Annotated in this window: 27 protein-coding genes; 12 read left to right on the forward strand and 15 right to left on the reverse strand. The window is 67.3% G+C overall.

The window, feature by feature from the left end:
* Positions 1-56: 56 nt before the first annotated feature.
* The 3 genes from ppc to BDW16_RS13440 all read right to left on the reverse strand — a co-directional run bounded on the left by ppc (position 57) and on the right by BDW16_RS13440 (position 4,965).
* A complete protein-coding gene (gene ppc, locus BDW16_RS13430) occupies positions 57-2,732 on the reverse strand; it encodes a phosphoenolpyruvate carboxylase (protein ID WP_066571668.1) in 2,676 nt (891 codons plus the stop codon).
* A 71-nt stretch (positions 2,733-2,803) separates the two neighbouring features.
* Entirely contained in the window at positions 2,804-4,480 is a 1,677-nt protein-coding gene (locus tag BDW16_RS13435; protein ID WP_066571666.1) for an MFS transporter, read from the reverse strand.
* Positions 4,481-4,587: 107 nt separating this feature from the next.
* Positions 4,588-4,965, reverse strand: a complete 378-nt coding sequence (locus tag BDW16_RS13440; RefSeq protein ID WP_066571664.1) for a septal ring lytic transglycosylase RlpA family protein — start codon at positions 4,963-4,965, stop codon at positions 4,588-4,590.
* A 153-nt stretch (positions 4,966-5,118) separates the two neighbouring features.
* Between BDW16_RS13440 and BDW16_RS13445 the strand changes: the two genes are divergently transcribed.
* Complete coding sequence (locus BDW16_RS13445; RefSeq protein ID WP_066571662.1) at positions 5,119-6,252, forward strand: acyltransferase family protein; 1,134 nt, start codon at positions 5,119-5,121, stop codon at positions 6,250-6,252.
* On the opposite strand, the gene gyrB is transcribed toward BDW16_RS13445, so the two are convergent.
* Positions 6,253-8,799 (reverse strand): DNA topoisomerase (ATP-hydrolyzing) subunit B, encoded by a 2,547-nt coding sequence (gene gyrB, locus BDW16_RS13450; protein WP_174532012.1) that lies wholly within the window; start codon positions 8,797-8,799, stop codon positions 6,253-6,255.
* Positions 8,800-8,948: 149 nt separating this feature from the next.
* Between gyrB and BDW16_RS21805 the strand changes: the two genes are divergently transcribed.
* Complete coding sequence (locus BDW16_RS21805; RefSeq protein WP_255265755.1) at positions 8,949-9,083, forward strand: hypothetical protein; 135 nt, start codon at positions 8,949-8,951, stop codon at positions 9,081-9,083.
* On the forward strand, positions 9,083-9,223 hold the full coding sequence (locus BDW16_RS21355; RefSeq protein ID WP_157081352.1) for a hypothetical protein: 141 nt from the start codon (positions 9,083-9,085) through the stop codon (positions 9,221-9,223). The genes BDW16_RS21805 and BDW16_RS21355 overlap by 1 nt, the downstream gene beginning before the upstream one ends.
* On the opposite strand, the gene BDW16_RS13455 is transcribed toward BDW16_RS21355, so the two are convergent.
* The 3 genes from BDW16_RS13455 to BDW16_RS13465 form a co-directional block, all read right to left on the reverse strand.
* Positions 9,220-9,831, reverse strand: coding sequence for a hypothetical protein (locus BDW16_RS13455; RefSeq protein ID WP_066571659.1), 612 nt, complete (start codon positions 9,829-9,831; stop codon positions 9,220-9,222). The genes BDW16_RS21355 and BDW16_RS13455 overlap by 4 nt on opposite strands.
* 64 nt (positions 9,832-9,895) lie before the next feature.
* Entirely contained in the window at positions 9,896-10,957 is a 1,062-nt protein-coding gene (recF, locus tag BDW16_RS13460; RefSeq protein ID WP_066571658.1) for a DNA replication/repair protein RecF, read from the reverse strand.
* Between the two features lie 37 nt (positions 10,958-10,994).
* Positions 10,995-11,348, reverse strand: coding sequence for a VOC family protein (locus BDW16_RS13465; RefSeq protein ID WP_066572791.1), 354 nt, complete (start codon positions 11,346-11,348; stop codon positions 10,995-10,997).
* Positions 11,349-11,430: 82 nt separating this feature from the next.
* Here BDW16_RS13465 and thrS point away from each other — a divergent pair, with 82 nt between their 5' ends.
* From thrS to infC, 5 genes are all read left to right on the forward strand, one after another.
* On the forward strand, positions 11,431-13,431 hold the full coding sequence (gene thrS / locus BDW16_RS13470) for a threonine--tRNA ligase (protein ID WP_066571655.1): 2,001 nt from the start codon (positions 11,431-11,433) through the stop codon (positions 13,429-13,431).
* Positions 13,428-13,871: an acetyltransferase gene (locus tag BDW16_RS13475; RefSeq protein ID WP_066571649.1), complete on the forward strand. Its 444-nt coding sequence runs from the start codon at positions 13,428-13,430 to the stop codon at positions 13,869-13,871. The genes thrS and BDW16_RS13475 overlap by 4 nt, the downstream gene beginning before the upstream one ends.
* Positions 13,868-14,521: a helix-turn-helix domain-containing protein gene (locus BDW16_RS13480; protein WP_066571647.1), complete on the forward strand. Its 654-nt coding sequence runs from the start codon at positions 13,868-13,870 to the stop codon at positions 14,519-14,521. Before BDW16_RS13475 ends, BDW16_RS13480 begins: the two co-directional genes overlap by 4 nt.
* A 50-nt stretch (positions 14,522-14,571) precedes the next feature.
* Entirely contained in the window at positions 14,572-15,717 is a 1,146-nt protein-coding gene (locus BDW16_RS13485; protein WP_066571645.1) for a hypothetical protein, read from the forward strand.
* Positions 15,718-15,916: 199 nt separating this feature from the next.
* Positions 15,917-16,450, forward strand: a complete 534-nt coding sequence (infC, locus tag BDW16_RS13490; protein WP_066571643.1) for a translation initiation factor IF-3 — start codon at positions 15,917-15,919, stop codon at positions 16,448-16,450.
* A gap of 18 nt (positions 16,451-16,468) precedes the next feature.
* On the opposite strand, the gene BDW16_RS21360 is transcribed toward infC, so the two are convergent.
* The 7 genes from BDW16_RS21360 to BDW16_RS13520 all read right to left on the reverse strand — a co-directional run bounded on the left by BDW16_RS21360 (position 16,469) and on the right by BDW16_RS13520 (position 22,549).
* On the reverse strand, positions 16,469-16,645 hold the full coding sequence (locus BDW16_RS21360) for a hypothetical protein (RefSeq protein WP_157081351.1): 177 nt from the start codon (positions 16,643-16,645) through the stop codon (positions 16,469-16,471).
* Positions 16,642-17,025: a VOC family protein gene (locus tag BDW16_RS13495; protein ID WP_066571641.1), complete on the reverse strand. Its 384-nt coding sequence runs from the start codon at positions 17,023-17,025 to the stop codon at positions 16,642-16,644. Before BDW16_RS13495 ends, BDW16_RS21360 begins: the two co-directional genes overlap by 4 nt.
* A gap of 157 nt (positions 17,026-17,182) precedes the next feature.
* Positions 17,183-17,554: a hypothetical protein gene (locus BDW16_RS13500; RefSeq protein ID WP_066571640.1), complete on the reverse strand. Its 372-nt coding sequence runs from the start codon at positions 17,552-17,554 to the stop codon at positions 17,183-17,185.
* Positions 17,555-17,621: 67 nt separating this feature from the next.
* Positions 17,622-20,363, reverse strand: a complete 2,742-nt coding sequence (locus BDW16_RS13505) for a [protein-PII] uridylyltransferase (protein WP_066571638.1) — start codon at positions 20,361-20,363, stop codon at positions 17,622-17,624.
* Positions 20,364-20,456: 93 nt separating this feature from the next.
* Positions 20,457-21,005, reverse strand: coding sequence for a nucleotide exchange factor GrpE (gene grpE, locus BDW16_RS13510; protein ID WP_066571633.1), 549 nt, complete (start codon positions 21,003-21,005; stop codon positions 20,457-20,459).
* A 22-nt stretch (positions 21,006-21,027) separates the two neighbouring features.
* Entirely contained in the window at positions 21,028-22,071 is a 1,044-nt protein-coding gene (hrcA, locus tag BDW16_RS13515) for a heat-inducible transcriptional repressor HrcA (protein WP_066571632.1), read from the reverse strand.
* 49 nt (positions 22,072-22,120) lie between these two features.
* Positions 22,121-22,549, reverse strand: a complete 429-nt coding sequence (locus BDW16_RS13520) for a DUF6438 domain-containing protein (protein WP_241230544.1) — start codon at positions 22,547-22,549, stop codon at positions 22,121-22,123.
* A 239-nt stretch (positions 22,550-22,788) separates the two neighbouring features.
* Between BDW16_RS13520 and rph the strand changes: the two genes are divergently transcribed.
* Complete coding sequence (gene rph, locus BDW16_RS13525) at positions 22,789-23,505, forward strand: ribonuclease PH (RefSeq protein ID WP_066571628.1); 717 nt, start codon at positions 22,789-22,791, stop codon at positions 23,503-23,505.
* Positions 23,502-24,143 (forward strand): RdgB/HAM1 family non-canonical purine NTP pyrophosphatase, encoded by a 642-nt coding sequence (rdgB, locus tag BDW16_RS13530; protein WP_066571627.1) that lies wholly within the window; start codon positions 23,502-23,504, stop codon positions 24,141-24,143. The genes rph and rdgB overlap by 4 nt, the downstream gene beginning before the upstream one ends.
* Before the next feature lie 29 nt (positions 24,144-24,172).
* On the opposite strand, the gene BDW16_RS21365 is transcribed toward rdgB, so the two are convergent.
* A complete protein-coding gene (locus BDW16_RS21365) occupies positions 24,173-24,334 on the reverse strand; it encodes a hypothetical protein (protein WP_157081350.1) in 162 nt (53 codons plus the stop codon).
* 314 nt (positions 24,335-24,648) lie between these two features.
* Here BDW16_RS21365 and BDW16_RS13535 point away from each other — a divergent pair, with 314 nt between their 5' ends.
* Positions 24,649-25,503 (forward strand): CDP-alcohol phosphatidyltransferase family protein, encoded by an 855-nt coding sequence (locus tag BDW16_RS13535; RefSeq protein ID WP_066571626.1) that lies wholly within the window; start codon positions 24,649-24,651, stop codon positions 25,501-25,503.
* Positions 25,504-25,509: 6 nt separating this feature from the next.
* Positions 25,510-26,601, forward strand: coding sequence for an inositol-3-phosphate synthase (locus tag BDW16_RS13540; protein WP_066571625.1), 1,092 nt, complete (start codon positions 25,510-25,512; stop codon positions 26,599-26,601).
* The last annotated feature ends 82 nt before the right edge of the window (positions 26,602-26,683 follow it).

Consider the following 26,683-nt stretch of genomic DNA (forward strand, 5'->3'; position numbering starts at 1 on the left):
CGAGCCGCGGGTGGCAGGTTGGATGCTGAAACAAGTTCAGCGTGATGGAATGGAGGTTACCCCGAATTCCTCAACGCCGTCGCGATCGCATTGATCGACAGCAGGATGCCCTGTTCGATCTTGGGATCGGTCTCGCCCGCGCGGTGGCGCTTGAGCAGCTCGACCTGAAGCAGGTTGAGCGGCTCGATATAGGGAAGGCGCAGCTTGATCGAGGTTTCGAGCGCCGGATGCTTCTCGAGCAGCCGCGTCTGGCGCGTCACCTCGAGCAGCTGGTCGTGCGTCGACTGCCAGCCGTCGCGGATGCGCCAGAAGATCGCATCGCCCAGCGCACGATCCTCGACCAGTCCGGCGTAGCGCGCGGCGATGCCCATGTCGGACTTGGCCAGCACCATCTCCATGTTCGCCAGCGCCGAGGCGAAGAGCGGCCAGCCCGCCGCCATCTCGCGCAGCAGCCCGCGGTCCCTGAAGTCCGACAGCGCCGCGCCGACGCCGTACCAGCCCGGCAGCATCACGCGGGCCTGCGCCCAGCTGAACACCCAGGGGATCGCGCGCAGGTCCTCGATCGCGTCGCTCTTCTTGCGGCTCGCCGGCCGGCTGCCGATCTTGAGGCCCGCAATCTCGGCGATCGGCGTCATCTGGCGGAAGAAGCTGGTGAAGCCCTCGGTGCCGTAGACCAGCCCGCGATAGGCACCGAACGCCGTGCCCGACAGTTCCTCCATCGCCGCCTCGAACCGCGCGGCATCGGCGGTGCTCAGCTGCTGCGGCTCGAGGCTCGCGAGCAACGTCGCCGACGCCATCGCCTCGAGGTTGGTCTGCGCGCTCTCGCGCGTCCCGTACTTCGCCGCGATCACCTCGCCCTGTTCGGTGATGCGGATGCGGCCCTGCACGGTGCCCGCGGGCTGCGCCTGGATCGCCTGGAACGACGATCCGCCGCCGCGCCCGACCGCGCCGCCGCGGCCATGGAACAGCTGCATGCCGATCCCGGCTTCCTCGAACACCGGCTTCAATGCGGTCGAACCCTTGGACAGCCCCCAGGTCGAGGTGAGGTAGCCGCCGTCCTTGTTCGAATCCGAATAGCCGATCATCACTTCCTGATGCCCGCGCTTGCCGGCGATCTTCGCGACCTCGGGCAGCGCGAACCATGCGCGCATGATGTCGGGCCCAGCGTCGAGATCGGCGATCGTCTCGAACAGCGGCACCGCCATGACGTGAGCCTGCGGCTCCTCGCCCGGGATGTAGAGCCCGGCTTCCTTGAGCAGGACATGGACTTCGAGCAGGTCGGACACCGATTGCGCCATCGACACGATATACTGGCGGATCGCCGCGCGGCCGTAGCGCTGGTGCGCCTCGGCCGCGGCCTGGACGATCGCCAGTTCGGATGCGGTCTCGTCCGAATAGCTCGCGTAGCGGCTGGTGAGCGGACGCGGCGAGGCGAGTTCGCGGCGGAGCAGCTCGACCCGCGCGGGCTCGTCGAGCGCGGCATAGTCGGCCTCGACGCCCGCGACCTTGAGCAGCTCGGCGACGACGCGCTCATGCACCGCGCTGTTCTGGCGCATATCGAGCGTGGCGAGATGGAAGCCGAAGATATCGACCGACCGGATCAGCCGGCCGAGCGCGCCGCTCGACGCCAGCGTCTCGGCGCCCTGCGCGGCAAGACCGTGCGCGACGGTGGCGAGGTCGGCGCGGAACGCCGCGGGATCGGGATAGCGTTCGCCGGTCAGCGCCCCGGGGCGTGGCGGTGCCTTGCCGGTGAGATCGCGATAGGTCGCGGCGAGCCGGGCGTAGATGCCCGACAGCGCGCGGCGATAGGGTTCGTCGGCGCGGCTGGCGGCGGCGTCGCCGCTGGCGTCGGCGAGGGCGACGACGCCGGGATCGATTTCGGCGTGGTGGCTCGAGATCGACAGTTCGGCGCCGAGCGCATGGACCGCATCGAGATAGTGGTTGAGCACCGTCTCAGCCGAGCGCGACAGGGTCAGCCGCAGCGAATCGGCGGTGACGAAGGGATTGCCGTCGCGGTCGCCGCCGATCCAGTTGCCCGGGCGCAGGAACGCCGGCACGCGGCTGCCCAGCGCGCGGTCCCATCGCGCGTGGAGTGCGGGCAGGACCGGCAGGAACACGTCGCGCATGTAGGACAGCGCAGTCTCGACCTCGTCCGCGACGTAGAGGCGTTCGGGCCGAAGCACGCGCGTCTGCCACAGTAGCGCCACCTGCCGCACCACCGCTTCGTCGACCAGATCGCCATCAGCGGTCTCGACGATGCCGCGGTCCTTGAGTGCCATCAGCTCGGCGATGCGGTTGCGATGGTCGATCATCGACTTGCGCCGCACCTCGGTCGGGTGGGCGGTCAGCACCGGCGCGACCAGCGCATGGTCGAGCAGTTCGGCGATCCGGGCGGCATCGACGCCATGCTCCTTGAGCCTGGCGATCGCGTGCTCGACATCGGCGCCCGTCTCCGCCGCCACGCCCTGCCGGTCCTCAGCCAGGTTGGCGAGCATCGAGAACAGCATGAAGCTGCGCACGAAATCGAGCGTGTCGTCGAGGTTCAGGCTGCCGAGGCCCGGATCGATGCTGTCCGCGCCGGCGATGCCGCGATGCCGGTCGACCGATGCCGATCGGATATATTCGATTCGCCGGAACAATGCCTCCCCGCCATAGGCGCGGATCACGTCGCCAAGGACGCGGCCCAGATAGCGGATGTCGGGGTTGTTCGTGATCGGTGGAGCGCTGGCCATGCGCGCGTGCTGCACTGCGGCATGGCCAGCGTCAACCGGATCGTTACTTGGGAGACGACAAGCGTGACTGATTATGTCGCGGACTCGTCGATCCGGCGGCGGAAGGTTTCGGGAAGGAACAGTAGGCCGAGGATCAGCGTCAGCACCGCGACGATGATCGGATACCAGAGGCCGTAATAGATGTCCCCGGTTGCCGCGACCATCGCGAAGGCGATCGTCGGCAGGAACCCGCCGAACCAGCCATTGCCGATATGATAGGGCAGCGACATCGCGGTGTAGCGGATGCGGGTCGGGAAGATTTCGACCAGAAGCGCGGCGATCGGGCCGTAGACTGCCGTCACCAGCAGCACGAGCCAGAAGAGCAGGGCGACGATCAGCGGCTTGTTCATCGCCGCAGGATCGGCCTTGGCTGGGTAGCCGGCCCTGGTCAGTGCCGTCTTGAGTTCCGCCTGATAGGCGGCGATCACGGCGGCACGCTCGGCAGGAGCGATCCCGACCGGGTCAGGCGCCGGATGATCCTCCTCGCCCACGCGCACGGTCGTGAATTTGAGCGTCGGCGCGCCGGGCGGCAGCGTCGCGGGCACGCTCTTGTAGGGGATGCCCGACTTGGCGAGATAGGCCTTGGCGATGTCGCAGCCCGACTGGTCGAACTTGTTGCCGCCGATCGGGTCGAACTGGACCGAGCAGATGTCGTTGCTCGACATGATCGTCACCGGCGCCTGTCTCTGCGCTGCCGCAAGGGCAGGATTGGCCGCCTGGGTCAGCGCGTGGAAGGTGGGGAAATAGCTGATCGCGGCCAGCGCGCAGCCGGTCAGGATGATCTTCTTGCGTCCGATCCTGTCGCTCAGGGCCCCGAAGATCACGAAGAAAGGCGTGGCGAGCGCCAGCGCGATCGCGATCAGGATGTTGGCGGTCGCGCCATCGACCTTCAGCGTCTTCTCCAGGAAGAACAGCGCGTAGAACTGGCCGGTGTACCAGACCACCGCCTGGCCCGCGACGGCACCCAGCAGCACGATCAGCACGGTGCGCAGGTTGCGCCACTGGCCGAACGCCTCGGTGAAAGGTGCCTTGGAGGTCGTGCCCTCCTCCTTCATCTTCTGGAACACCGGGCTTTCGGCCAGCTGGAGGCGGATCCACAGCGACACGGCGAGCAGCAGGATCGAGACGAGGAAGGGCAGGCGCCAGCCCCAATCGGCGAACGCGGCTTCGCCGATCGCGGTGCGGATGCCGATCACCACCAGCAGCGCGGCGAACAGGCCGAGTGTCGCGGTGGTCTGGATCCAGCTGGTGAACAGGCCGCGTTTCCCCTCTGGAGCATGCTCGGCCACGTACGTCGCCGCGCCGCCATATTCCCCGCCGAGCGCCAGGCCCTGGACCAGCCTGAGCGCGACGAGGATGATCGGGGCTGCGACGCCGATGCTGGCGTAGCTCGGCAAGATGCCGACCGCGAAGGTGGACAGGCCCATCAGGCCCATGGTGACGAGAAAGGTGTATTTGCGCCCGACGACATCGCCCAGCCGCCCGAACACCAGCGCACCGAACGGGCGCACCGCGAATCCCGCGGCGAAGGCGCCGAGCGCGAGGATGAACGCGGTCGTCTCGTTCACCCCGGAGAAGAATTTCGCGGAGATGACCGTCGCCAGCAGCCCGTACAGGTAGAAATCATACCATTCGAACACCGTGCCGAGCGACGAGGCGATGATCACCTTGCGCTCGTTCCGGCCCGCGACCGCAGGCTGTGCCGTCATAAACTCCCCTCCCGATCTTATTTACCGGGATGGTGACGGCTTTTCTGGTCTAGGTCGAGCGCAAAATTGGTATAGACTGAAACTGCAACTGGTATGCGGAAAGTGCCTCAGTCGTCGAGCAGTGCGAGGCTGACCCTGGCGGTGCCGGTGCGGTGCATCCCGATCTCGCGCGCGGCGGCGTGCGAGAGGTCGATCACGCGCCCGCCGCTGAACGGTCCGCGGTCGTTGATCCGCACCACCACGCTCCTGCCGCTGGACAGGCTGGTGACGCGGATCCGGCTGCCGAACGGCGCGGTGCGGTGCGCGGCGGTCAGCGTATCGGGGTCGCAGCGCTCGCCATTGGCGGTGCGATTGCCCGCCATCTCGCGGCTGAAATAGCTCGCCATGCCGCTGCCGAGGTCGGCGCCGGCTTCCGCCTCGTCATTCGCCGCCGCGGCCGGAACCGTCAGTGCCAGCGCCAGCGCGCCGATGAAGAAACCCCGCATGCCCCGTCCCCTTTTGCGGGCACGGGTGAAACAACAATGGCACCGGACGGCAATCCGCGCAGCGTTGCGTCGCCCCGAATCCGCGACCATCCGCTACGAAATGTTACGGATGGTGACGCGGTGGGCGGCTGCGACTAATGCGTATCCGTAACTATGGGGGCCAAGACGACATCCGCTGCCGAAACCGGTGGCGAGCGCAACGCGGTATATTCCTATATGGATGCTGCCCGATTCGTGCTGGCCGCGGTCGTCGCGTTCGCGCACGCCTGGCATCTCACCATCGCCGACTATCATGGCGACGCGCCGCTCTGGGCCAAGATCGGCTATTTCGTCGCCGGCTTCTCGCACGCCGCGGTCATCCTGTTCTTCGTTCTCTCCGGCTACTGGATCGCGCGATCGGTCGAGCAGCGGCTCGAACGGGGCTGGAGCTGGAAGGAATATCTTTCCGGCCGGCTGACCCGGATATGGATCGTCCTGATCCCGGCGCTGCTGATCGGTGGCAGCCTCGACCTGATCGGGACGTTCTGGCTGCGGACGCCGACGCATCTCGGCCTGACCAACACCTATGTCCTGCGCACCGACGTCGCGGCGAACCTCGCCTGGCCGGTGTGGATCGGCAATCTGTTCTTCCTCCAGGACACGCTGGTGCACCCGCTGGGCACCAACGGGCCGCTCTGGAGCCTTGCCTGGGAATGGTGGTTCTATCTCTGGTATCCGGCGCTGATCCTGTTGTGGCGGACGCGACGGCCGGCCCCGGTCCTGATCGCGATGGCGATCTTCTTCTGGTACCCCTCGGTGTTGCTCGGCTTTGTCTGCTGGCTGCTGGGCACACTGGTCCGGGTGGTCGAGCGCAAGGGCATCGCGCAGGCAGTGCTGTGCCGGCGTGTCACGCTCGGGGCGACCGGCGTTCTAGGTCTGGCGATCCTTGCCTGGGAGCGCACCGCACCTCTTCCGGGCTGGGAGTTTCCGGTGGCCCTGAGCTTCGCCGCGTTCCTGGCTGCGCTGCTCGCGATGCGCCCGGCCTTTCCACGAGCCCTGACGGGGCTGGCGCACTATGGCAGCCGCGCAAGCTTTTCGCTCTACGTCACCCATTTTCCGGTTCTCGCGATGATCGCCGGGATCGAGGTCGGCGCGGTCCGGGAGGAGCCGTCGATGACGTCGCTCCTCTTCGTCTGCCTCGGTTTCCTCGCTGCGCTGTTCTTCGCCTATGGTTTCTCGATGCTCACCGAAGCCAATACCGGCCGGGTGCGCAAATGGCTGGCGGGGCGCAGGCGCCCCGCGCCCTGATCAGACGTCGAGATTGGCGACGCTGAGCGCATTCTCCTGAATGAACTCGCGGCGCGGCTCGACCACATCGCCCATCAGGCGGGTGAAGATCTCGTCCGCCACATCCGCCTGATCGATCGCCACCACCAGCATCGAGCGATTCTGCGGATCGAGCGTGGTTTCCCACAGCTGCTCGGCGTTCATCTCGCCCAGCCCCTTGTAGCGCTGGATCGACAGCCCCTTGCGGCCCGAGGCGAGGATCGCGTTCAGCAGTTCGCTCGGGCGCGAGACCAGGGTCTCGCCCTTGGCGGCGACCACGGGTTCCTCATCCTCGCCCTCGACGGCGGGCGCCGCCTCGGCTTCCGCCTGCGCCGACTTGACCGAAACGAGCTTGGACACCGCGGCATAGCTCTCGGCCTGCTCGGCCGCGAGCGCATGGAGCTTGCGGCCCTCGGCCGAGGTCAGGAACGCAGCCTCGACGATGTGGTGATCGGTCACGCCGCGCCACAGCCGTTCGAAATGGAAGCCGCCATCCTCAGTGACGCGCGCCGACCAGCGCGCATCCTCGTCGGTCAGGTCGAGCCGCTTGGTCACCGCCGCGAGCCGCTCGCCGCGCTGCTCGCGCGTCGCTTCGGGATCGAGCGCACTGCCCAGGGCCAACGCCTCGATGATCGCGGGATCGTAGCGGCGCGGGACATAGCGCATCAGCGTCTTCATGCGGCGGGCATGTTCGACCAGCCGCGCAAGATCCTGGCCGAGAATGGTTCCTTCGCTCGTCTCAAGCCGGTTGCCGCCGACGCCTGCCTCGACCAGATAGTCGTCGAGCGCCGCATCGTCCTTGAGATAGACTTCCGACCGTCCCTTGCTCGCCTTGTACAGCGGCGGCTGGGCGATGAAGAGGTGCCCGTTCTCGATGATCTCGGGCATCTGGCGGTAGAAGAAGGTGAGCAGCAGCGTGCGGATATGCGCGCCGTCCACGTCGGCGTCGGTCATGATGACGATCTTGTGGTAGCGCAGCTTCTCGAGGTTGAAGTCGTCGCGGCCGATGCCGGTGCCCATCGCCTGGATCAGCGTGCCGATCTCCTTGGACGACAGCATCCGGTCGAAACGCGCGCGCTCGACGTTCAGGATCTTGCCGCGCAGCGGAAGGATCGCCTGGAAGTGGCGGTCGCGGCCCTGCTTTGCGGAACCACCGGCCGAGTCACCCTCGACCAGGAACAGTTCGGACTTGGCCGGATCGCGCTCCTGACAGTCGGCGAGCTTGCCCGGGAGCGACGCGATGTCCATCACGCCCTTGCGCCGGGTCAGTTCGCGCGCCTTCTTGGCGGCCTCGCGCGCGGCGGCGGCGTCGATCACCTTCTGGATGATGGCGCGGGCCAGCGCCGGATTTTCTTCGAGCCAGTCGGACATCTTGTCGGCCATCAGCGCTTCGAGCGGCTGGCGCACTTCGGAGCTGACCAGCTTGTCCTTGGTCTGCGAGCTGAACTTGGGATCGGGCAGCTTGACCGAGACGATCGCGGTGAGGCCCTCACGCATGTCGTCGCCGGTGAGGGTGACCTTCTCCTTCTTCAGCAGCCCCGACTTGTCGGCATAGCTGTTGATCGTGCGGGTCAGCGCCGCGCGGAACGCGGCGAGGTGGGTGCCGCCGTCACGCTGCGGGATGTTGTTGGTGAAGCACAGGACGTTCTCGTAATAGGAGTCGTTCCACTCCAGCGCGACGTCGATGCCGATATCGTCGCGCTGCCCGTTGACCGAGATCGGGTCGGGGAACAGCGGCGACTTGTTGCGGTCGAGCCACTTCACGAACGCGGCGATCCCGCCCTCGTAGAACAATTCGACTTCCTTGACTTCCTCGTGCCGCGCGTCGCGCAGGAACAGGCGCACGCCCGAATTGAGGAACGCCAGCTCGCGATAGCGATGCTCGAGCTTCTCGAAGTCGTACTCGATCTGGTTCTTGAACGTGCCGCCGTCGCCGGGAACCTTCTCGGTCGACGCGAGGAAGGTCACGCGCGTGCCCTTCTTTCCGTTCGACGGGCCGATCACCTTGAGCGGCGCGGTCGCGTCGCCATAGGCGAAGCGCATGTAATGCTCCTCGCCGTCGCGCCAGATGTTGAGGTCGAGCCACTCCGACAGCGCGTTGACCACCGAAACGCCCACGCCGTGCAGGCCGCCGGACACCTTGTAGGCATTGTCGTCGCTGGTGTTCTCGAACTTGCCGCCGGCGTGCAGCTGGGTCATGATGACCTCGGCGGCCGACACGCCTTCCTCGGCATGGATGCCGGTCGGGATGCCGCGGCCGTTATCCTCGACGCTCACCGATCCGTCGGCGTTCAGCTGGATGATGATCCTGTCGCAATGACCGGCCAGCGCCTCGTCGATCGCATTGTCCGAAACCTCGAACACCATGTGGTGCAGGCCCGAACCGTCGTCGGTGTCGCCGATATACATGCCGGGCCGCTTGCGGACTGCGTCGAGGCCTTTGAGGACCTTGATGCTGTCGGCGCCGTAGCTGTTGCTGTTCGGGGTGTTTTCGGGGGTGTTCTGATCGTTCGATTCCATGCCGAGCATATAGGGTCGCGAGTCACGAAACGGAAGCAAAATGGGTCACCCCGTGGCGCCGCCGCGCTTATGAAAACTTAATGGCGACCGCGCGGGTTCGACGTGGCAATTTTATGGGTCTTCGCGCCATGTGATGCGGCATGGAACGTGATCGACAAATGGTTCACGCCCATCGCACTCGATGGGAACGGATCACCGACTGGCTCGGCGCCTGCAAGCCGCTCGAGCTGATCCTTGGCATGGTCAGCGGGATCACGCTGATCGCCGCTCTCCACGCGATGTGGAGCGCGTGATGATGGACGCGCTTCTCGTCTTCGCCGTCACGATCGCCTTCATGGTCTTCGCGATCGGCTATACCGGCCGGATGGCCATGCTGGAACGGCGCGGCCAGCTCGCGCATCGCGGATCGGTGCGGCGCCGGCGCCCCGGCTAGATCGGCACCCCTTCAGGTACTTCGAGGTGATCGTTGGTGCGGCGATGTTCGTTGTCGCGCCTGACAGTTTGCAGGATCGCCATGGCATCCACATTCATCGTCGTCAGCCTCGGCTTGTCAGCGAACTCGCGGGCGACCCGCCGGTAGAACATCACGAACATCGGATCATATCCGCTCTTCACCAGAAAATTGATGATGATCCGGGCGTTCTGGCGGGACTCGCGAATCTCGTTGACCAGGTAAAAGCCGTCATAGTTGCGGACGAGCTTGTACAGCAGCGCCCTGAAATCCCGCTCCATGATGTTCATTCGTGAGAACATGACCGCACGGACCGGATAGCTTTCCAGAATACCCCTCGGTACATCGCGCCCGCCCACGAGGTTGTCGACCGCGCGGAAATGCGCCTCGTTCTCCGAAGTCAGTTTCAGCGCGTTGTAGGCGTTCCACGCTTCGTTCTGCACCTTGATCCAATCGAGATTCCGGATCTTGCCGGCCACTCGCCAGACTTGAAACGCGATGAAGGTTGTCAACAGCGACAGCGCCAAACCGGCCGTCTGGACCGCAAAGGTCCAGTCGAACGCCGGCTCACCAAAGGTAATGGTCAGCATCGCTCAATTCCCCCCGCAAAAAACATGCTGGGAATCGTGCCGGCAGTCAAAAGCTGCGTGACGGTCAGCCTGGCAGAATGATCCCGTCGCGCACCGTATAGCGTGCAGCTTCGCCGATCCCGTCGAACAGTTCGGCCTCGGTGCCGGTCATCCATACCTGTCCGCGCCCCGCCAGCCGATCGAACAGCGCGCGCCGCCGACTGGGGTCGAGATGCGCGGCGACTTCGTCGAGCAGCAGGATCGGTGCGCGGCCGGTGCGGTCGGCGACCAGCTCGGCATGGGCGAGGACAATGCCCAGCAGCAGCGCCTTCTGCTCCCCGGTCGAGCAGAGTTGCGCAGGCTGCCCTTTGCCGAGGTGCGTGACGGACAGATCCTGACGGTGCGGCCCGGTCAGCGTGCGCCCGGCCGCAGCATCGCGCGCACGGCCTGCTCGCAGTGCCTGTGCGAGGTCGGCTATCGGTTCGCCTTCCAGCGTCAGTCCCGCCCGTGCGAACACGCCCTCGGGCTGATCGGCCAGCCGCGCCGCCAACGCCTCGACCGCGCCGCGCCGCGCGGCGTCGATCGCCGCGCCATGCTCCGCCATCCGGGCTTCCAGTGCGGTCAGCCAGTCCGGGTCGGCGGGTTCGTCCGCGCCGAGCAGCCGGTTGCGCTCGCGCATCGCCGCTTCGTAGCGCGCTGTGTGATGCGCATGACCGGGTGCCAGCGCCAGCGTCAGCCGGTCGAGGAAGCGCCGCCGCTCGCTCGCCGGCTCGACGAACAGCCGGTCCATCGCCGGGGTCAGCCAGAGCACTGTCAGCCATTCGGCGAGGCTGGTCGCCGCCGCCGCTGCGCCATTGACGCGCACCACCCGCCGCTCCGGTGCAGAGGCTTGCGTGCCCGTGCCGATCTCGACGCTCTCGGCCAGGGTCGCCGCCACCGCGAACCCGCCGCCGCCGCCCTGCCGGGCGATCTCGGGCAGCGGCGCGCGGCGCAGGCCGCGGCCGGGGGCGAGCAGCGAGACGGCTTCCAGCACATTGGTCTTGCCCGCGCCGTTGTCGCCGGTCAGCACCACGAAGCCGGCGCCGGGCGTCAGCGTCGCCGCGGCGTGATTGCGGAAATCGGTGAGGACAAGGCGGGCAAGGGCCATTCGCCCGCCTTTAGCGCGGCGCTTGGCGGGCGGATAGCTACTGCGCGACGCGGCCGACGCGCACCAGTACGCCGTCCGGATCGCTCACCGCGAACTCGTAGGTTCCCCAGGGCTTGAGGTGCGGCGCGCCCGGCTCGATGATCGCTTCGCGAACTCTGTCGGCCACCGCGTCGACATCCTCGACATAGAGGTACAGGCCGAACGGATTGTGCGGTGCCTGCAGTTTCGACATGTCCTGCGCGCGCAGGTGCAGGTGCCAGCCCCGGCCGTCGCTCAGGATGCGGTAATCGCCATAGTCGCTGTCGAGCACCAGCCCGATCCGCTCGTAGAATGCCTGGCTGCGGTCGAGGTCGTGACAGGGCAGGATCGCGGTGACGCGGTGGTCGGGCATCGTTTCGTCTGCCTTCTTGCCTATATTGTACCAGCGCGGGCATAAGCCGCGCTCCAACGACCCTAGCAGAAAGCCCGATCCCGTGTCCGAGATGTTCCGAATTACGCTGCCCGACGGTTCCGTCCGCGAGGTAGCGCCGGGGACTACCCCCGCGGACATCGCCGCCGCGATCGGTCCGGGACTGGCCAAGGCGGCGATCGCCGCGCGCGTCGACGGCGAGCTGCGCGACATCGGCCGCCCGCTGGAGGGCGATTCTGCCCTCGCATTGGTCACCGCGCGCGACGAGGCGGACGCGCTCGAACTCGCGCGCCACGATTTCGCGCACGTCCTCGCCGAGGCGGTGCAGGCGCTGTTCCCGGGCACGCAGATCACCTTCGGTCCCGCGACCGACGACGGCTTTTATTACGACGTGATGGCCCCGGCCTCGCGCGATCCCTTCTCGATGGACGATCTGCCCGCGATCGAGGAGAAGATGCGCGAGATCATCCGCGCCGACAAACCGCTCCGCCGCGAGGTCTGGAGCCGTCAGGCGCTGATCGACCGCTGGACCGCCGAGGGTGAGAGCTTCAAGGCCGAATGGGCGAAGGAGCTTCCCGAGGGCGAGGAGCTGACCGTCTATTGGTCGGGCGACGACTGGCTCGACATGTGCCGCGGCCCGCACCTCGCCTCGACCGGCAAGCTCGATCCGCAGGCGTTCAAGCTGATGCGCGTCGCGGGCGCCTATTGGCGCGGCGACCAGAAGAATGCGCAGCTGACGCGCATCTACGGCACCGGCTGGCTCAACAAGAAGCAGCTCGACGCGCACCTCCACAAGCTCGAGGAAGCGGCCAAGCGCGACCACCGCAAGCTGGGTGCGGAGATGGACCTGTTCCACCTCCAGCAGGAGGCGCATGGCAGCGTCTTCTGGCATCCCAAGGGCTATATGATCTGGCGCGAGCTGGAGGCCTATATGCGCCGCGCGATCGACGGCGCCGGCTATCGCGAGGTCAAGACGCCGCAGGTGATGGACGCGCGCCAGTGGGAGCAGTCCGGGCATTGGGGCAAGTATCGCGAGAACATGTTCGTCATTCCCGACGAGGTGCCCAACGTCGATGATGACGGCCCGATCGTCTCGAACGATGCCGACTGGATGGCGCTGAAGCCGATGAACTGCCCGGCGCACGTCCTGATCTTCCGTCAGGGGATCAAGTCGTACCGCGATCTGCCGCTGCGCTTCTACGAGAATGGCTGCTGCCACCGCAACGAGCCGCACGGCGCGCTTCACGGCCTGATGCGCGTGCGCCAGTTCACCCAGGACGACGCGCACATCTTCTGCCGCGAGGATCAGATCGTCGACGAGGTGAAGGCGTTCTGCGCGCTCGCCGACCGCGTCTACAAGGATTTCGGCTTCACCTATTCGATCAAGCTCGCGCTGCGCCCCGAAAAGCGCTTCGGGACCGAGGAGATGTGGGACAAGGCCGAGAACGAGCTGCGCGACGCCGTCGCCGCGGCGGGCCTCAACACGCCCGACTATGGCTGGGAAGAACTGCCGGGCGAGGGCGCCTTCTATGCCCCCAAGCTCGAATGGCACCTCACCGACGCGATCGGGCGGACGTGGCAGGTCGGCACGATCCAGTCGGATCGCGTGCTGCCCGACCGACTCGACGCCTCGTACATCGGCGAGGATGGCGAGCGGCATCGCCCGGTGATGCTCCACCGCGCGATCTTCGGAAGCTATGAGCGCTTCATCGGCATCCTGATCGAGCACTTCGCCGGCCGCCTGCCCGCCTGGCTCGCGCCGACCCAGGCGGTGGTCGCAACGATCGTCTCCGACGCCGATGATTATGCGAAGGACGCGGTCGCCCGGCTCAAGGCCGCCGGCATCCGTGCGGAGAGCGACCTGCGCAACGAGAAGATCAACTACAAGGTGCGCGAGCACTCGCTGGCGAAGGTCCCGCATCTGCTGGTGGTCGGCAAGCGCGAGGCCGAGGAAGGCACCGTCGCGATCCGTACCCTCGGCGTCGAAGGCCAGCGCGTGATCCCGCTCGCCGAGGCGATTTCCTGGCTCAAGGGCGAAGCCACGCCGCCCGATCTTCAGGGATGATCCGCGCCGGAACCGCTGCGGACGTGCCGCGTGCGCTGGAGATCTGGCGCGCCGCGGTCGATGCGACGCACGGCTTTCTCAGCGCCGAAGACCGGATCGAGATCGATCGCGTGGTGGCGGAGCAGTTCCTGCCCAATGCGCCGCTGTGGCTCGCGGTCGACGACGCGGACCGTCCGCAGGGCTTTCTCGTCATGGATTGCGAGATGATCGACGCGCTGTTCGTCGATCCGGCGGTGCATGGCCTCGGGATCGGGACGGCGCTGGTCGATCACGCGCTCGCGCTCGCGCCCAATGCGCTGGTCGATGCCAGCGAACAGGCGAGCAACGCCGCGCCCTTCTACGAAGCGCGCGGTTTTGTCCGCACCGGCCGCTCCGAAACCGATCCGCAGGGCCGGCCCTATCCGGTGATCCATTTCCGCCATCCCGGCCGCGCGGGATGAAGCGCTGGACGCGCCACGCTCCCGGCGAGGCGCTGGCGCGGCACCGGCATGATTCGGGCTATGTCGCGGTCGTGCTCGACGGCGGCTATCTCGAAGCGGGCGAGGGCGGGCGTATCCGCGCCGAAGCGGGGATGGCGCTGGTCCATCACGGCTGGTCGGCGCATCAGGACGGATTCGGGGCTGCGGGTGCGCGGGTCCTCAACCTGCCGCTTCCTGCCGGTCTTGCCGAGGGCCCGGTGCGGCTCGCCGATGCCGACGCCATCGTCCGGCTGGCCGCACGCGATCCCCATGCCGCCGCCGAACTGGTTCGTGAGACCGCGATGCCCGCAGCCTCTGGGCCGGGCGACTGGCCGGACCTCCTCGCCGCTACGCTCGCCCGCGATCCGGCGCTGTCGATCACGGCCTGGGCCGATCGTGCCGGCCTCGATCCCGCTTCGGTCAGCCGCGGCTTCGCGCGTGCCTATGGCGTCAGCCCCAAGCGCTTCCGGCTCGAACTGCGCACCCGCAGCGCCGTGCGTGCGCTGGCCGGCTGGCACGGGACGCTGGCCGCGCTCGCTGCGGATCATGGCTTCGCCGATCAGGCGCATTTCGCCCGCGCCGCGCTGGCGCTGACCGGATTCACGCCGTCGCAACTCAAGGCGGCGGGTTAGGCAAAGTCCGTTCAAGCCGGGGTCTGGTGCCTTAGTCTAATAGCACAGTCATGGACCGCCGCCTCTTCCTCACCGCCACGCTGGGTTCGCTCGCCGCCGCCCGCGCCATCCTTCCCGCCGCTGCGCGGGCCGAGCCACCCGTTACCCGATGGAAGGTCGGGTCGTCGGAAGGGCATGACGCATTCGCCTTTCTCGGCCCGCTTTCGGGCGAGCCACTCTACCAGACCTACTATGCCGCCGATGCCGCCGCCTTCGCGCCCAAGCTGCCCGAAGCGATTCGCGCCGATATCCCGAAGCTGTGGAAGGAGGCGGGCAAGGACTACGGTCTGCTCGGCCCCAATCTCTCCACCACTTTGTCGGGCGCCGATCTCTCCACCCTCGATGCGGTGATCGCCAATTTCGACGATCTGGAGGGCCGCGTGCGCCCCGCCTATCAGGCCAGCCCCTATTGGGACGCCAAGGACTGGGCCTGGCTCACCGCCAACGCGCCAAGGCTGCGCGCTGTATTCGCGGCGATGCGCGACGTGGGCTTTTCCGCCTTTCGTGCCGAACGTGCGGCGGGGATCGAGGCGCGCGCCGCCGAAATCGCCCGCGCGCTGGCGAATTACGATGTGATCAAATGGCAGCGCAAGCTAACCGGCCGCGCCTTCGAGCCGGAAATCTCGATCGTGCTGCTGCAATTCTCCAAGCCGCACGGGATCAAGGCGCAGGGCCAGACCTTCCTCCAGTCCGCCGATTATGACGTCGCGCTCACCGTTCGAATCGCCGCGCACGAGATGCTGCACCCGCCCATCCCGATGGAGGGCGCCGCGGCCAGGGCGGCGATGGCGCTGCTCGAAAAGGATGCAGTGATGATGCGCATTGTCCGCGAGCATGATCCGCGCTGGGGCTACACCACGCTCAAAGGCTATCTGAACGAGGATTTGTGCCAGGCGCTCGATCAGCTGATCAGCGAGGCGTTGGGCGTCGCGCGCAACCCCGCCGACCGCTGGCGCAAGGCAGATGACGGGATGCATGTCCTCGCCGCCGGGCTCTACGCGCTGCTGCGCGCCGACACCTGGATCGAGAGCGGCGGCAATATCGAGCAATGGCTGGCAAAGGCCGTTGCGGAGGGCCGGCTCGCGCCGCGACTCCTCCACCCGGCTGCTGCGCGAGTCCTTGAGCGGCCTGTCGACCGGCTCTGGCCGCTGGGTTAGTCGCGGCAGCGGCCCGGCGTCACAAATTCGGGCGTTCAGCTTGCCCCGACCGGCCGCAGGGCCCATATCTGCGTAGCGTTCGCGCCACAGCCTGTGGCTTTTTCGCCTGAAGGCGCGCGGCAGGGCTACCCTGTCGCGCTGTGGCGCGCTATCTTATCGGTCTATAACTGTAACAGGAGCTGTTCCTATACGTCCTCCCATGTCCCGGCGCGGGTTCGCGCCCCCGGTGCCCACCGGCCCGCGCTTCAATGAATTCATCCAGTCGCCCAAGGTTCGCGTGATCGACCATGAGGGTGAGAATCTGGGCGTGATGTACACGCGTGAAGCGATGGAACAGGCGCAGGAGCTCGGCCTCGACCTGGTCGAAGTGTCGCCCAACGCCGATCCGCCCGTCGCCAAGTTCCTCGATGTCGGCAAGTACAAGTACGAGGCGCAGAAAAAGGCGAACCTCGCCCGCAAGTCGCAGAAGACGCAGGAGATCAAGGAGATCAAGATGCGTCCGAACATCGACGACCATGACTATGAGACCAAGATGAAGGCGGTCCACAAGTTCATCGGTGAGGGCGACAAGGTGAAGATCACCCTGCGCTTCCGCGGTCGCGAGCTGTCGCACGGCCAGCTCGGCATGGCGCTGCTCAAGCGCGTGCAGGACGATTGCGCCGAAGACGCGAAGGTCGAGTCCTATCCGCGTATGGAAGGCCGTCAGATGCTGATGGTGCTTTCGCCCAAGTGACCCGATTTGCGGCTGCGCCTAGTCGCAGCCGCCGCCTCCTCCATCCGAACCCCCGTCCGGCGAATCGCCGTTGGTTCCGGTGCCGCCGTCGCCGCTCGGCTTCGCGGCCTTGGCCCGTGCGGCATTGACCGCGATGAAGACGGTGACCAGGCTGATCGCGACCGCCAGCAGCGCGAAGATCAGGGCCTTGTTCATTGTGCCGGCGGCTCCCACAGCTCGATCGCATTGCCCTCGGGATCGTGGATTCGCGCGAACCTGCCGGTTTCCGGCGTATCCCACTCGTCCTTGGTGATGATCGCGATTCCAGCGGCGTTGAGCTGCTCCAGCATCCCTTCGAGGTCGCTGACGCGCAGGTTGATCAGGAACTGCTTGTCGGCGGCGAAATAGTCGGTGTCGGCCTTGAACGGCGCGAACACCGTCGGCCCGCCCTGGGTCTGCCAGAACCAGTCTTCGGGATCGCCCTCGCCTTCAGCATTGCACCCCATGCCGATATTCAGATGCTCGCGATACCATGCGACCAGCGCATCCGGGTCCTTTGCGCGAAAGAAGAACCCGCCGATACCGAGTACGCCCATCGATCCATCTCCTTGCCGGTGGCGCGATCCTAGGACGCAAAGTCGGGTTCGGCTAGGCGGGTGCGGTTCCCTCCGTCATTCTGGCACAAGGCCGGGATGACGGAGGGAAGGAAGTGGGCTTCGATTGCCTCTTCAGGCTGCCTGTAACTGCCCAGCGTCAGCGCTGGCGCATCTCGATCACCCGCCACTCGCCGTCGATCCGGCATGCGGTGCCATCGATCGCGCCTTGCGCGAACGGGCGGCAGTTGCGCCCCGCCTTGTCGGTGAAGTCCTTGCCAACAGTCGGACCATATTCGCCACCAGCGGCCGATGGGTCGTTCAATACCTGCTGGAGCCGTCCGCTCGCCATCAGCCTGCCGCCATGGAAGGCGACCGGCGAGCCCGGCTCGGCCCAGATGCTCAGCGTGATGAAGACGCCGAACCCCATGACCGCCAGTGCTGCCGTCCACCTGACCCAACGCTTGCGAAGGCCGCGCAGCCATCCCGAACGGGCAGGGGTTTCGGCTGTATCGAGACTCTGGGTCTGCATGGTGGAAATTCCGGAAGTAAGTGTGTTGCCGGACTAACTCACTTGTGGCGGAATTGCAACGGCGTGCTCACGCGGCTGTCGCGAACTCTCCCAACCCGGTGGCGGCATCCAGCATTCGCCGCTCGAGCGACTTGAGCCGCAGTACCGCGCTGATCTTGTCGCCGGTCAGATCGGTGACATAGAAAGTGTCGACTGCGCGCTCGCCATAGGTGGCGACGTGCGCGCTGTGGATCGTCACCTTCGACTGGAACAGCGCATAGGCAAGGTGGTGGAGCAGCGCCGGCCGGTCGCGCGCGTTGACCTCGATCACCGTGAACCGGTTCGACGCCTTGTTGTCGATCAGCACCGCCGGCTCGATCGCGAAGGCGTCGGCGCGCGGACGGGGCAGGGGCTTGGCCGCGAGCCGCTCGGTGAGCTTGGCGCGGTTGGCCAGCGCCTCCGCGATACCGGTCTCGATCCGGCCGAGCTGGCCGGGGTCGTCGAACGGCCGGCCGAGCGGGTCCTGCACCAGGAAATTGTCGATCGCCATGCCGTCGCGCGTGGTGTGGATGCGCGCGTCGATGATGTTGCCGCCCGCAGCGTGGATCGCGCCGGCGATGCGGTAGAACAGGCCGGCATGGTCCGCTGCATAGACGGTCACCAGCGTCGCCCCGCGATCGGGATAGACCGTCGCCTCGACCGAGAGCTGTGCGTCGCCCGCGCGCTCGATGAAGCGGGCGTTGCGCTCGATCACATCCTCGGGCTCGGCGACCCAATAGGCGTCGGGCAGCCGCCGGATCAGCGCGCTCATGTCGCGGCCGATCGCCGCCGACAGCTCGGCCTGCTTCGCCGCGATCCGCTCCCCGCGGCCCTTCTGCTTGTGGCCCAGCCGCAGCACCTCCTCGGCGCTGTCGAAGAGGTTGGTGAGCAGCTGGCGTTTCCACCCGTTCCAAACGCCCGGGCCGACCGCGCGGATATCGACGATGGTGAGGACCAGCAGCATCATCAGCCGCTGCGGCGACTGCACCACCTCGGCGAAATCGAGGATCGTCTTGAAGTCCGAAAGGTCGCGCTTGAACGCGGTGGCGGACATGAGCAGGTGCCAGCGGACGAGCCAGGCCACCGTCTCCGTCTCGGCCGGGGTCAGGCCGAATCGCGGGCCCAGCCGCTGGGCGACTTCGGCACCGAGGATGCTATGGTCGCCGCCGCGCCCCTTGGCGATGTCGTGGAGCAGCACCGAGACGTAGAGCGCGCGCCGCGAGGCGATCTGGTCGAGGATGCCGCTGGCGAGCGGATGGTCCTCCTTCAGGTCGCCCTTCTCGATCTGGCTGAGCAGCCCGATCGCACGGATCGAATGCTCGTCCACCGTATAATGGTGGTACATGTCGAACTGCATCTGCGCGACGACGCGGCCGAAGTCGGGTACGAAACGGCCGAACACCCCCGCCTCGTTCATCCAGCGCAGCACCGTCTCGGGATCGCGCGGGGACGTCAGCACGTCCATGAACAGCGCGTTGGCGCGGGGATCGTTGCGTTTCTCGTCGATCAGCTTGGCGTCGCGCGCGGCGGCACGCATCGTCAGCGGATGCACTTCCAGCCCGTGCAGGTCGGCAAGCTGGAACACCTCGAGCAGCCGCACGGGGTCCTCGGCGAAGAACGTATCGCGCGGCAGTGCCAGCCGCCCGCGATCGAGCACGAAGCCCTTGAGCTTCGCGGGCGAGCGGCGGATGCGCGGCAGCCCGAAACGGCTCCCGCGCGCGGCGAACTTCTCGTCGAGATGGGCGAGGAAGACGCCGGTCAGGTCGCCGACCATCTTCGCCTGCAGGAAGTAGAAGTGCATGAAGCGCTCGACCTTCGACTTGCCCGGCCGGTCGGCGTAGCGCATGCGCTCGGCGATCTCGCGCTGGAAATCGAAGGTCAGGCGATCCTCGGCGCGCCCCGCGAGATTGTGCAGGTGACAGCGCACCGCCCACAGGAAATTCTCCGCGCGGCGGAACTGGCGATATTCCAGCTTGGTCAAAAGGCCGGCGCCCACAAGCTCGGCCGGCTCGACCACGCCATGCGCGTACTTCCCGATCCAGAACAACGTGTGCAGGTCGCGCAGTCCGCCCTTGCCCTCCTTGACGTTGGGCTCGACGACATAGCGGCTGTCGCCCATCTTGCGGTGGCGCTCGTTCCGCTCGTCCAGCTTCTGCGCGATGAAGGCGCGGGCGCTGTCCTTCTGCACCTCGGTTTTGAAGCGCGCCGACGCCTCGTCATACAGCGCGGTGTCGCCCCAGACATATCGTCCCTCGAGCAGCGCGGTGCGGATCGTCACGTCCGCCTTGGCCTCGCGCACCATCTCGTCGAGCGAGCGCGAGCTGTGCCCGACCTTCAGCCCCATGTCCCACAGCGAGTAGAGGATCGATTCGATCACCTGCTCGCTCCAGCTGGTCTGCTTCCACGGGGTGATGAAGGCGATGTCGACGTCGCTGAACGGCGCCATCTCGCCGCGGCCATAGCCGCCGACCGCGACCAGCGCCATGCGCTCGGCGGCGCTCGGGTTGCTGTTGGGATAGAGCCGCGCGAGGGTGAAGTCCCACAGCACGCGGAGCAGCTGGTCCATCAGGAACGCGCCGCTCGCCGCGCTCTCATGCCCGCGTGCGGGATGCTCTTCCAGCCGCCGGGCGATCTCGCCACGCCCGGCCTCCAGCGCCGCCTTGAGCCGGAGCGCCGCCGCCTGGCGCAGCCGCATCGTATCGGGCGCAGTGATCGCCGCCAGCTCGTCCGCCAGCGCCCGCCGGTCGACGATCGCGCGGCGGTGCGGAACGGAGTCGAAACGCGCGGACATGGAAGGGAGATAGGGGAAGCGGCGGCGGGGCGCTACATACGATAACGATATCGTCACCCCGGCCCTGTGCCGGGGTGACGGATTCCGGTGGGGCTAGTCCGGCTTGCGCGCCACGCCGACCAGCGCGGGGCGCAGCAACCGGTCCTTGATCATGTAGCCGGTCTGGATTTCCTGCACGATCGTGCCCGGGGCGGCGTCGGCGCTCGGCACTTCCATCATCGCCTGATGGCGGTTGGGATCGAGCGCCTCGCCCAGCGCCGACACCTTGGAGATGCCGTGCCGCGCGAACACGCTGTCGAGTTCGCGGCCGGTCGCCTCAAGCCCGGTGACGAGGCCCTTGAGCTTCTCGTCCTCGCGCAGTTCCTCGGGAATCGCGGAAAGGGCGCGGGCAAGGTTGTCGGCAACCGACAGGATGTCGCGGGCGAAGCTGGTCGCGGCATAGGCGCGCGCGTCCTCGGCCTCCTTCTGCGCGCGGCGCAGCAGGTTCTGGGCCTCGGCGCGGGCATAGAGGCTCGCGGACTGTGCCTCGGCGAGCTGCGCTTCCAGCTCGGCGACGCGATCGTGCTCGGCGACTTCGGGGGCGCCCTCTGCAGTCTCCTGGCGGAGGTCCTCGGTCGCTTCGGTCTTGCTTTCTTCGGTCATGGTCCCTGTTTTTCTTCGTGTTTCAGGCCAGCAATCTGGCGAGTGTCGCCGCGGTGAAATCCACCATGGGCACGACGCGGGCATAGTTCAACCGTGTCGGTCCGATCACACCGACCACGCCGACCACCCGCCCGTCGAGCGCGCGCACCGGTTTCGCGATCACCGACGACCCCGATAGCGCGAACAATTTATTCTCCGATCCGATGAAGATGCGCGTCGCCTCGCCCTCGCGCGCGCTGTCGAGCAGGCGGGCGATCTCCTCCTTGCCTTCCAGCTCGTCGAGCAGCTGGCTGACCCGGTCGAGGTCGTCGGCCGCCGCGCTGTCGATCAGCCGCGCCTGCCCGCGCACGATCAGCACCGGCCGGTCGTCGCCATCCTGCGACCAGACGGCAAGCCCGCGCTCGACCAGCGCCCGCGCCGCATCGTCCAGCGCCGCGCGCTCGGCGCGCAGCTCGCGCTCGACCCGCGCGCGCGCTTCGCTCAGCGTCAGTCCGCCCAGCGTCGCGGTCAGATAATTGGCCGCCTGTTCCAGCGCGGCGACCGGCATGCCCGGCGGCAGCTCGACCACGCGGTTCTCGACCGATCCGTCCTCGCCCACCAGCACCGCGAGCGCGCGGTCCTGCCCCAGCGGCACGAAGCCGAACTGGCGCAGCACGCGCTCGGCCTTGGGCACCAGCACCATGCCGGCACAGGCCGACAGGCCGGAGAGCGCGGCGGTGGTGCTGGCCAGCGCCTCCTCGACCGGCCCGCCGCCGCCCGCCCGCGACTCGATCGCCGCGCGCTCCTCGGCCGAGGGTTCGGACGCGCGCATCATCCCGTCGACGAACAGCCTGAGGCCCAGCTCGGTCGGCATCCGCCCCGCGCTGGTGTGCGGCGCGGCGAGCAGCCCGAACTCCTCCAGGTCCTGCATCACGTTGCGGATCGATGCGGGCGAGAGGTTGAGGCCCGCCACGCGCGAAATCGTCCGCGACCCGACCGGCTGACCCGCATCCAGATACGATTCGACCACCACGCGAAAAATGTCGCGGGCGCGGTCGGTCAGCTCGGTGATCGGCGGGGTGGTCACAGGATAGTCATGTAACGCACCCGCGCCGCGGCTCAAGGGCGAGGCTCGTTTAGGGGCGGGCCCCGATCAAGGGCGCGAGCGCGGGGATCAGGTCGGGCGCATTGCCGATCGCGGCGGCCATGGCGCGGTTGGCGTCGCGGTCGCAGCCGAAGTCGAAATAGAGCGTCGTGGTGCTGCGCCGCCCGCGCCAGCGTATCTCGGCGCTGGGCATGTCGGTCGCTGCCCGCTCGCATCCCGGCTCGCCATGGGCATAGCGCCGGGTCCGCCCGGTCGCCGGGCGCCACGGGGCCAGCGATTGCGCCAGCGCCGCCGCCTGCTGCGGCGTCACCCGGAAGCTGCGCTGGCCCGTGACGGCGGTGAAGCGGATGCCGGTGAAGCTGCCGGTGCCGTTGGGGTTCACCTGAAAGCGATAGACCGGGCAGCTGCCAAAGCACGGCCCGGTCTGATATTCGATCGCCTCGCCGCTCACCGGGGGCATTGGCGTTTCCGGCGGCCGGGGCGTGTGGGGCGGCGGTGCCTGCGGTCTCGGCGCGACCGGCGGGCGGGGGGATCCCCCCGGCGGCGACACCTGCGGAATACAGGCGCTCGTCCCCAACCCGGCCAGTAAAATCGCGATACGCTTCATCGATGATCCTCCACGGATCGCGAACCGAGACTGGCGCGTTCGGTTCCCGGCGTTTAGGTGCCGGGACAAGAAACCCACAGGAGATTCCCGTTATGCGCCCCAGCGGCCGCACCACCGATCAGATGCGCGCAATCTCGATCGAGCCCAATTTCACCATCCATGCCGAAGGCTCGGTGCTGATCGCATTCGGCAACACCAAGGTGCTCGTCACCGCCAGCGTCGAGGAGCGCGTGCCCCCCTTCCTGCGCGGCAAGGGGCAGGGCTGGGTGACCGCAGAATATGGTATGCTCCCCCGCGCCACCCATACCCGCGGCAACCGCGAGGCGGCGAAGGGCAAGCAGTCGGGCCGCACCCAGGAAATCCAGCGGCTGATCGGCCGCTCGCTGCGCGCCGTCACCGATCTCACCGCGCTGGGCGAGCGCCAGATCACGCTCGACTGCGACGTGATCCAGGCCGATGGCGGCACCCGCACGGCGGCGATCTCCGGCGCATGGGTCGCGCTGCGCATCGCAGTGGACAAGCTGCTCGCCTCGGGCGCGCTGACCACCGATCCGATCCTCACTCAGGTCGCGGCGGTCTCGTGCGGCATCTATCAGGGCACGCCCGTGCTCGACCTCGACTATGACGAGGACAGCGCGGCCGACGCCGACGCCAATTTCGTGCTGCTTGCCGACGGCAAGATCGCCGAGGCGCAGGCGACCGCGGAAGGCGCCACCTATGACGAGGAAGGGCTGCTCCGCCTGCTCCGCCTCGCCCGCATCGGCTGCAACGACATCTTCGCCGCCCAGCTCAAGGCCGCCGGGCGGTGAGCGGGGAGGGCAGGGACCCGCAGGCGATTCGCAAGCTCGCGCCGGGCAAGCTCGTCATCGCCAGTCATAACGAAGGCAAGGTGCGCGAGATTCGCGCGCTGCTCGCGCCCTATGGGATCGAGCCGGTCAGCGCCGGATCGCTCGGCCTGCCCGAGCCGGACGAGACCGGCACCACCTTCGTCGCCAATGCGGAGTTGAAGGCGATGCAGGCCGCCGACCTGTCGGGCCTGCCCGCGCTTGCCGACGATTCGGGGCTGTGCGTCGACGCGCTGGGCGGGGAACCGGGCATCTTCTCGGCGCGCTGGGCCGGGCCGTCCAAGGATTTCGGCGTCGCGATGGAGCTGGCCGAAAAGAACATCGCCGGCACTGCGGTCGAGGGGCAACCCGCGCCGACTCGCGACGCGCATTTCGTCTGCGCGCTCGCGCTCGCCTGGCCCGACGGCCATGTCGAATGGTTCGAAGGGCGGGTGGACGGCACGCTCGTCTGGCCGCCGCGCGGCGCCAACGGCTTCGGCTATGATCCGATGTTCCTGCCCAATGGCCATGCGGAGACGTTTGGCGAGATGGCACCCGAGGCAAAACATGCGATGAGCCACCGTGCCGATGCCTTCCGCCAGCTCGTCGCGGCGGTGTTCTGATTGCGGGCGGGCGGTGCGAACCGCCTGCTTCAGCGGCCGGCCGGGCGCGGCTCGCCGTCGAGTTTCGTCGCATAAAGTTGCGCGAACTTGCGATGGATCCGGCCGATCGCGGGGTCGCTTGCGGCCTCGCCGCGTTCGACGCTCTCGCGATGGCGACGAGCAAGATAGTCGGGTTGGGGTGTCTGGTGCATGCGAAAGCTCCGGCTCTGCAAGCGGCAGCGCTCCAATTGCTGTCCGTCAACGCCGTGCTTTGGAATCCCCTGACGTCAATGGTTTAGCTGTACGCTCCTTGCGCCGGGACAGCCAGCCCGATCCCGTCCGCCGGAACCCGTTCGGGGGACGCCGGTCGGGGAGCCGGCACGCCCCGCCGCCGGAGCATCGCGACCGCTGCCGGTTGCATTGTTTGCATGCGCGCGGTGGATGGTGAGGCCGTCGCGCCACGCTCCATCCGATCTCCATCAATTCGCTTGCTGCGTGGCCACCTCGCGCTGTACGTGACAGCTCCATGACAATTCCTCCGCCGGATCGGTCGCGGGATCGCCGGATCGAGGATCCGACGAACCTCTGGATCATCCACCCGGCAGGCCGCGGCCTGTTGCCGTGGTTTGTCGCGCGCGGAATATCGGCCAACGCGGTTTCGGTCTGCGGACTTGCGCTGGGGATCGGTGCTGCCTTCGCCTATTCCAACTGGACCGACTGGCGCTGGGCGATCGCCGGGCTGCTGCTGTCGGTCGGCTGGCTGATCGCCGACGGGCTCGACGGGATGATCGCCCGCGCGACCGGCACCGCCAGCGCGCTTGGCCGCTTCCTCGACGGGCTGTGCGACCACGGCGTCTTCATCCTGATCTATGTCGTCCTCGCCAGCTCGATCGGCACGGTCGAGGGCTGGGCGCTGGCGATCTCGGCCGGCGTCGCACATGCGGTGCAATCGAGCCTCTACGAAGGCGAGCGATACCGGTTCCATCGGCGGGTCAAGGGCGATGCGGGCACGCCGCCCGTGCCCAGCGGCAACCCGCTGGTGCGTCTTTACGATTCGGTTGCGAACGCGGTCGACCGTTTCTCCCGCGCGTTCGACGATATGCTGCGCCGTCATCCCGATCCGGCTTCCGTCGGTTCCGCCTATGGCGAGGCGGCGACCGGCCCGCTGGGACTGATGCGGCTGCTGAGCGCCAATATGCGCGTGCTTGCGATCTTCCTCGCCTGTCTCGCGGGCAATCCGCGCTTCTTCTGGTGGTTCGAGCTGATCCCGCTCACCGTCATCCTCCTCATCGGCCTGTTCTGGCACCGCGCGGTCGAAGCGCGGCTTGCCGGTGCCGCAAGTCAATCGCTTTCCACCCCATCCAACACCCAAAGGACGTGAAGTAAAATGTCGAGCATCAACATCGCCATCGTCGGCGTCGGCAACTGCGCCAGCTCTCTGGTTCAGGGCCTGTCGCATTATCGTGACGGCGCCAACGAGACGGTCGGCCTGATGCACTGGGACCTCGGCGGCTATCGTCCCAGCGACATCCGTGTCGTCGCGGCGTGGGACGTCGACGCGCGCAAGGTCGGGCACGACGTCGCGGACGCGATCTTCGCCAAGCCCAACTGCACTGCGATCTTCTGCGAATCGATCGAGCCGACCGGCACCAAGGTCCAGATGGGCCGAATCCTCGACGGCGTCGCCGATCATATGGAGGATTATGCCGACGACCGCACCTTCGTCGTCGCCCAGGAGCGTGAGGCGACCAAGGACGAGGTCATCGCCGCGCTGCGCGCCGCCAAGGTCGACGTGCTGATGAACTACCTGCCCGTCGGGTCGCAGGAAGCCAGCGAATTCTATGCCGAATGCGCCCTCGAGGCCGGCGTCGCCTTCGTCAACAACATCCCCGTCTTCATCGCCAGCAACCCCGAATGGGCGCAGCGTTTCGTCGATGCGGGCGTGCCGATCATCGGCGACGACATCAAGGCGCAGCTCGGCGCGACGATCGTCCACCGCGTGCTGACCGACCTGTTCGCCAAGCGCGGCGTCAAGCTCGAGCGGACATATCAGCTCAACACCGGCGGCAACACCGACTTCCTCAACATGTCGAACCACCGCCGCCTCGCCTCCAAGAAGGTGTCGAAGACCGAGGCGGTCCAGTCGGTCGCGGCCGAGCGGCTCGAGGACGAGAATGTCCATATCGGCCCGTCGGACTATGTGCCGTGGCAGAACGACAACAAGGTCTGCTTCCTGCGCATGGAAGGCGCGATGTTCGGCGGCGTGCCGATGAACCTCGAGCTGCGCCTGTCGGTCGAGGACAGCCCGAACTCGGCCGGTGTCGCGATCGACATGATCCGCTGTGCCAAGCTCGCCAAGGACCGCGGCCTCGCCGGCCCGATCGACGCGGCCTCGGCCTATTTCTGCAAGCATCCGCGCACGCAGATGACCGACGACATCGCCCAGCTCGAAGTCGAGAAGTTCATCGCCGCTGCTTGACCTCTGAACGGTGCCGGCCCGCTCCCCCACCCGACCACCCATGGCATATCCTGACCGGGTGGCCGGGTGGGGGAGCGGGCCG

The sequence above is a fragment of the Sphingomonas koreensis genome, assembly GCF_002797435.1.
Lineage (GTDB): Bacteria > Pseudomonadota > Alphaproteobacteria > Sphingomonadales > Sphingomonadaceae > Sphingomonas > Sphingomonas koreensis.

Coding starts and splice junctions, on each gene's coding strand:
- BDW16_RS13455 (WP_066571659.1), bottom strand. CDS start 9,831: ATGCTGACCATTACCTTTGGTGAGCCGGCGTTCGACTGGACCTTTGCG.
- recF (WP_066571658.1), bottom strand. CDS start 10,957: ATGGCCCTTGCCCGCCTTGTCCTCACCGATTTCCGCAATCACGCCGCG.
- BDW16_RS13435 (WP_066571666.1), bottom strand. CDS start 4,480: ATGACGGCACAGCCTGCGGTCGCGGGCCGGAACGAGCGCAAGGTGATC.
- BDW16_RS13505 (WP_066571638.1), bottom strand. CDS start 20,363: ATGTCCGCGCGTTTCGACTCCGTTCCGCACCGCCGCGCGATCGTCGAC.
- BDW16_RS13520 (WP_241230544.1), bottom strand. CDS start 22,549: ATGCCCCCGGTGAGCGGCGAGGCGATCGAATATCAGACCGGGCCGTGC.
- BDW16_RS13465 (WP_066572791.1), bottom strand. CDS start 11,348: ATGCCCGACCACCGCGTCACCGCGATCCTGCCCTGTCACGACCTCGAC.
- BDW16_RS21365 (WP_157081350.1), bottom strand. CDS start 24,334: ATGCACCAGACACCCCAACCCGACTATCTTGCTCGTCGCCATCGCGAG.
- infC (WP_066571643.1), top strand. CDS start 15,917: ATGTCCCGGCGCGGGTTCGCGCCCCCGGTGCCCACCGGCCCGCGCTTC.
- grpE (WP_066571633.1), bottom strand. CDS start 21,005: ATGACCGAAGAAAGCAAGACCGAAGCGACCGAGGACCTCCGCCAGGAG.
- rph (WP_066571628.1), top strand. CDS start 22,789: ATGCGCCCCAGCGGCCGCACCACCGATCAGATGCGCGCAATCTCGATC.
- BDW16_RS13440 (WP_066571664.1), bottom strand. CDS start 4,965: ATGCGGGGTTTCTTCATCGGCGCGCTGGCGCTGGCACTGACGGTTCCG.
- BDW16_RS13500 (WP_066571640.1), bottom strand. CDS start 17,554: ATGCAGACCCAGAGTCTCGATACAGCCGAAACCCCTGCCCGTTCGGGA.
- BDW16_RS21355 (WP_157081352.1), top strand. CDS start 9,083: ATGATGGACGCGCTTCTCGTCTTCGCCGTCACGATCGCCTTCATGGTC.
- BDW16_RS13475 (WP_066571649.1), top strand. CDS start 13,428: ATGATCCGCGCCGGAACCGCTGCGGACGTGCCGCGTGCGCTGGAGATC.
- BDW16_RS13445 (WP_066571662.1), top strand. CDS start 5,119: ATGGGGGCCAAGACGACATCCGCTGCCGAAACCGGTGGCGAGCGCAAC.
- BDW16_RS13535 (WP_066571626.1), top strand. CDS start 24,649: ATGACAATTCCTCCGCCGGATCGGTCGCGGGATCGCCGGATCGAGGAT.
- BDW16_RS21805 (WP_255265755.1), top strand. CDS start 8,949: ATGGTTCACGCCCATCGCACTCGATGGGAACGGATCACCGACTGGCTC.
- BDW16_RS21360 (WP_157081351.1), bottom strand. CDS start 16,645: ATGAACAAGGCCCTGATCTTCGCGCTGCTGGCGGTCGCGATCAGCCTG.
- gyrB (WP_174532012.1), bottom strand. CDS start 8,799: ATGCTCGGCATGGAATCGAACGATCAGAACACCCCCGAAAACACCCCG.
- BDW16_RS13485 (WP_066571645.1), top strand. CDS start 14,572: ATGGACCGCCGCCTCTTCCTCACCGCCACGCTGGGTTCGCTCGCCGCC.
- BDW16_RS13540 (WP_066571625.1), top strand. CDS start 25,510: ATGTCGAGCATCAACATCGCCATCGTCGGCGTCGGCAACTGCGCCAGC.
- ppc (WP_066571668.1), bottom strand. CDS start 2,732: ATGGCCAGCGCTCCACCGATCACGAACAACCCCGACATCCGCTATCTG.
- BDW16_RS13495 (WP_066571641.1), bottom strand. CDS start 17,025: ATGGGCGTACTCGGTATCGGCGGGTTCTTCTTTCGCGCAAAGGACCCG.
- BDW16_RS13480 (WP_066571647.1), top strand. CDS start 13,868: ATGAAGCGCTGGACGCGCCACGCTCCCGGCGAGGCGCTGGCGCGGCAC.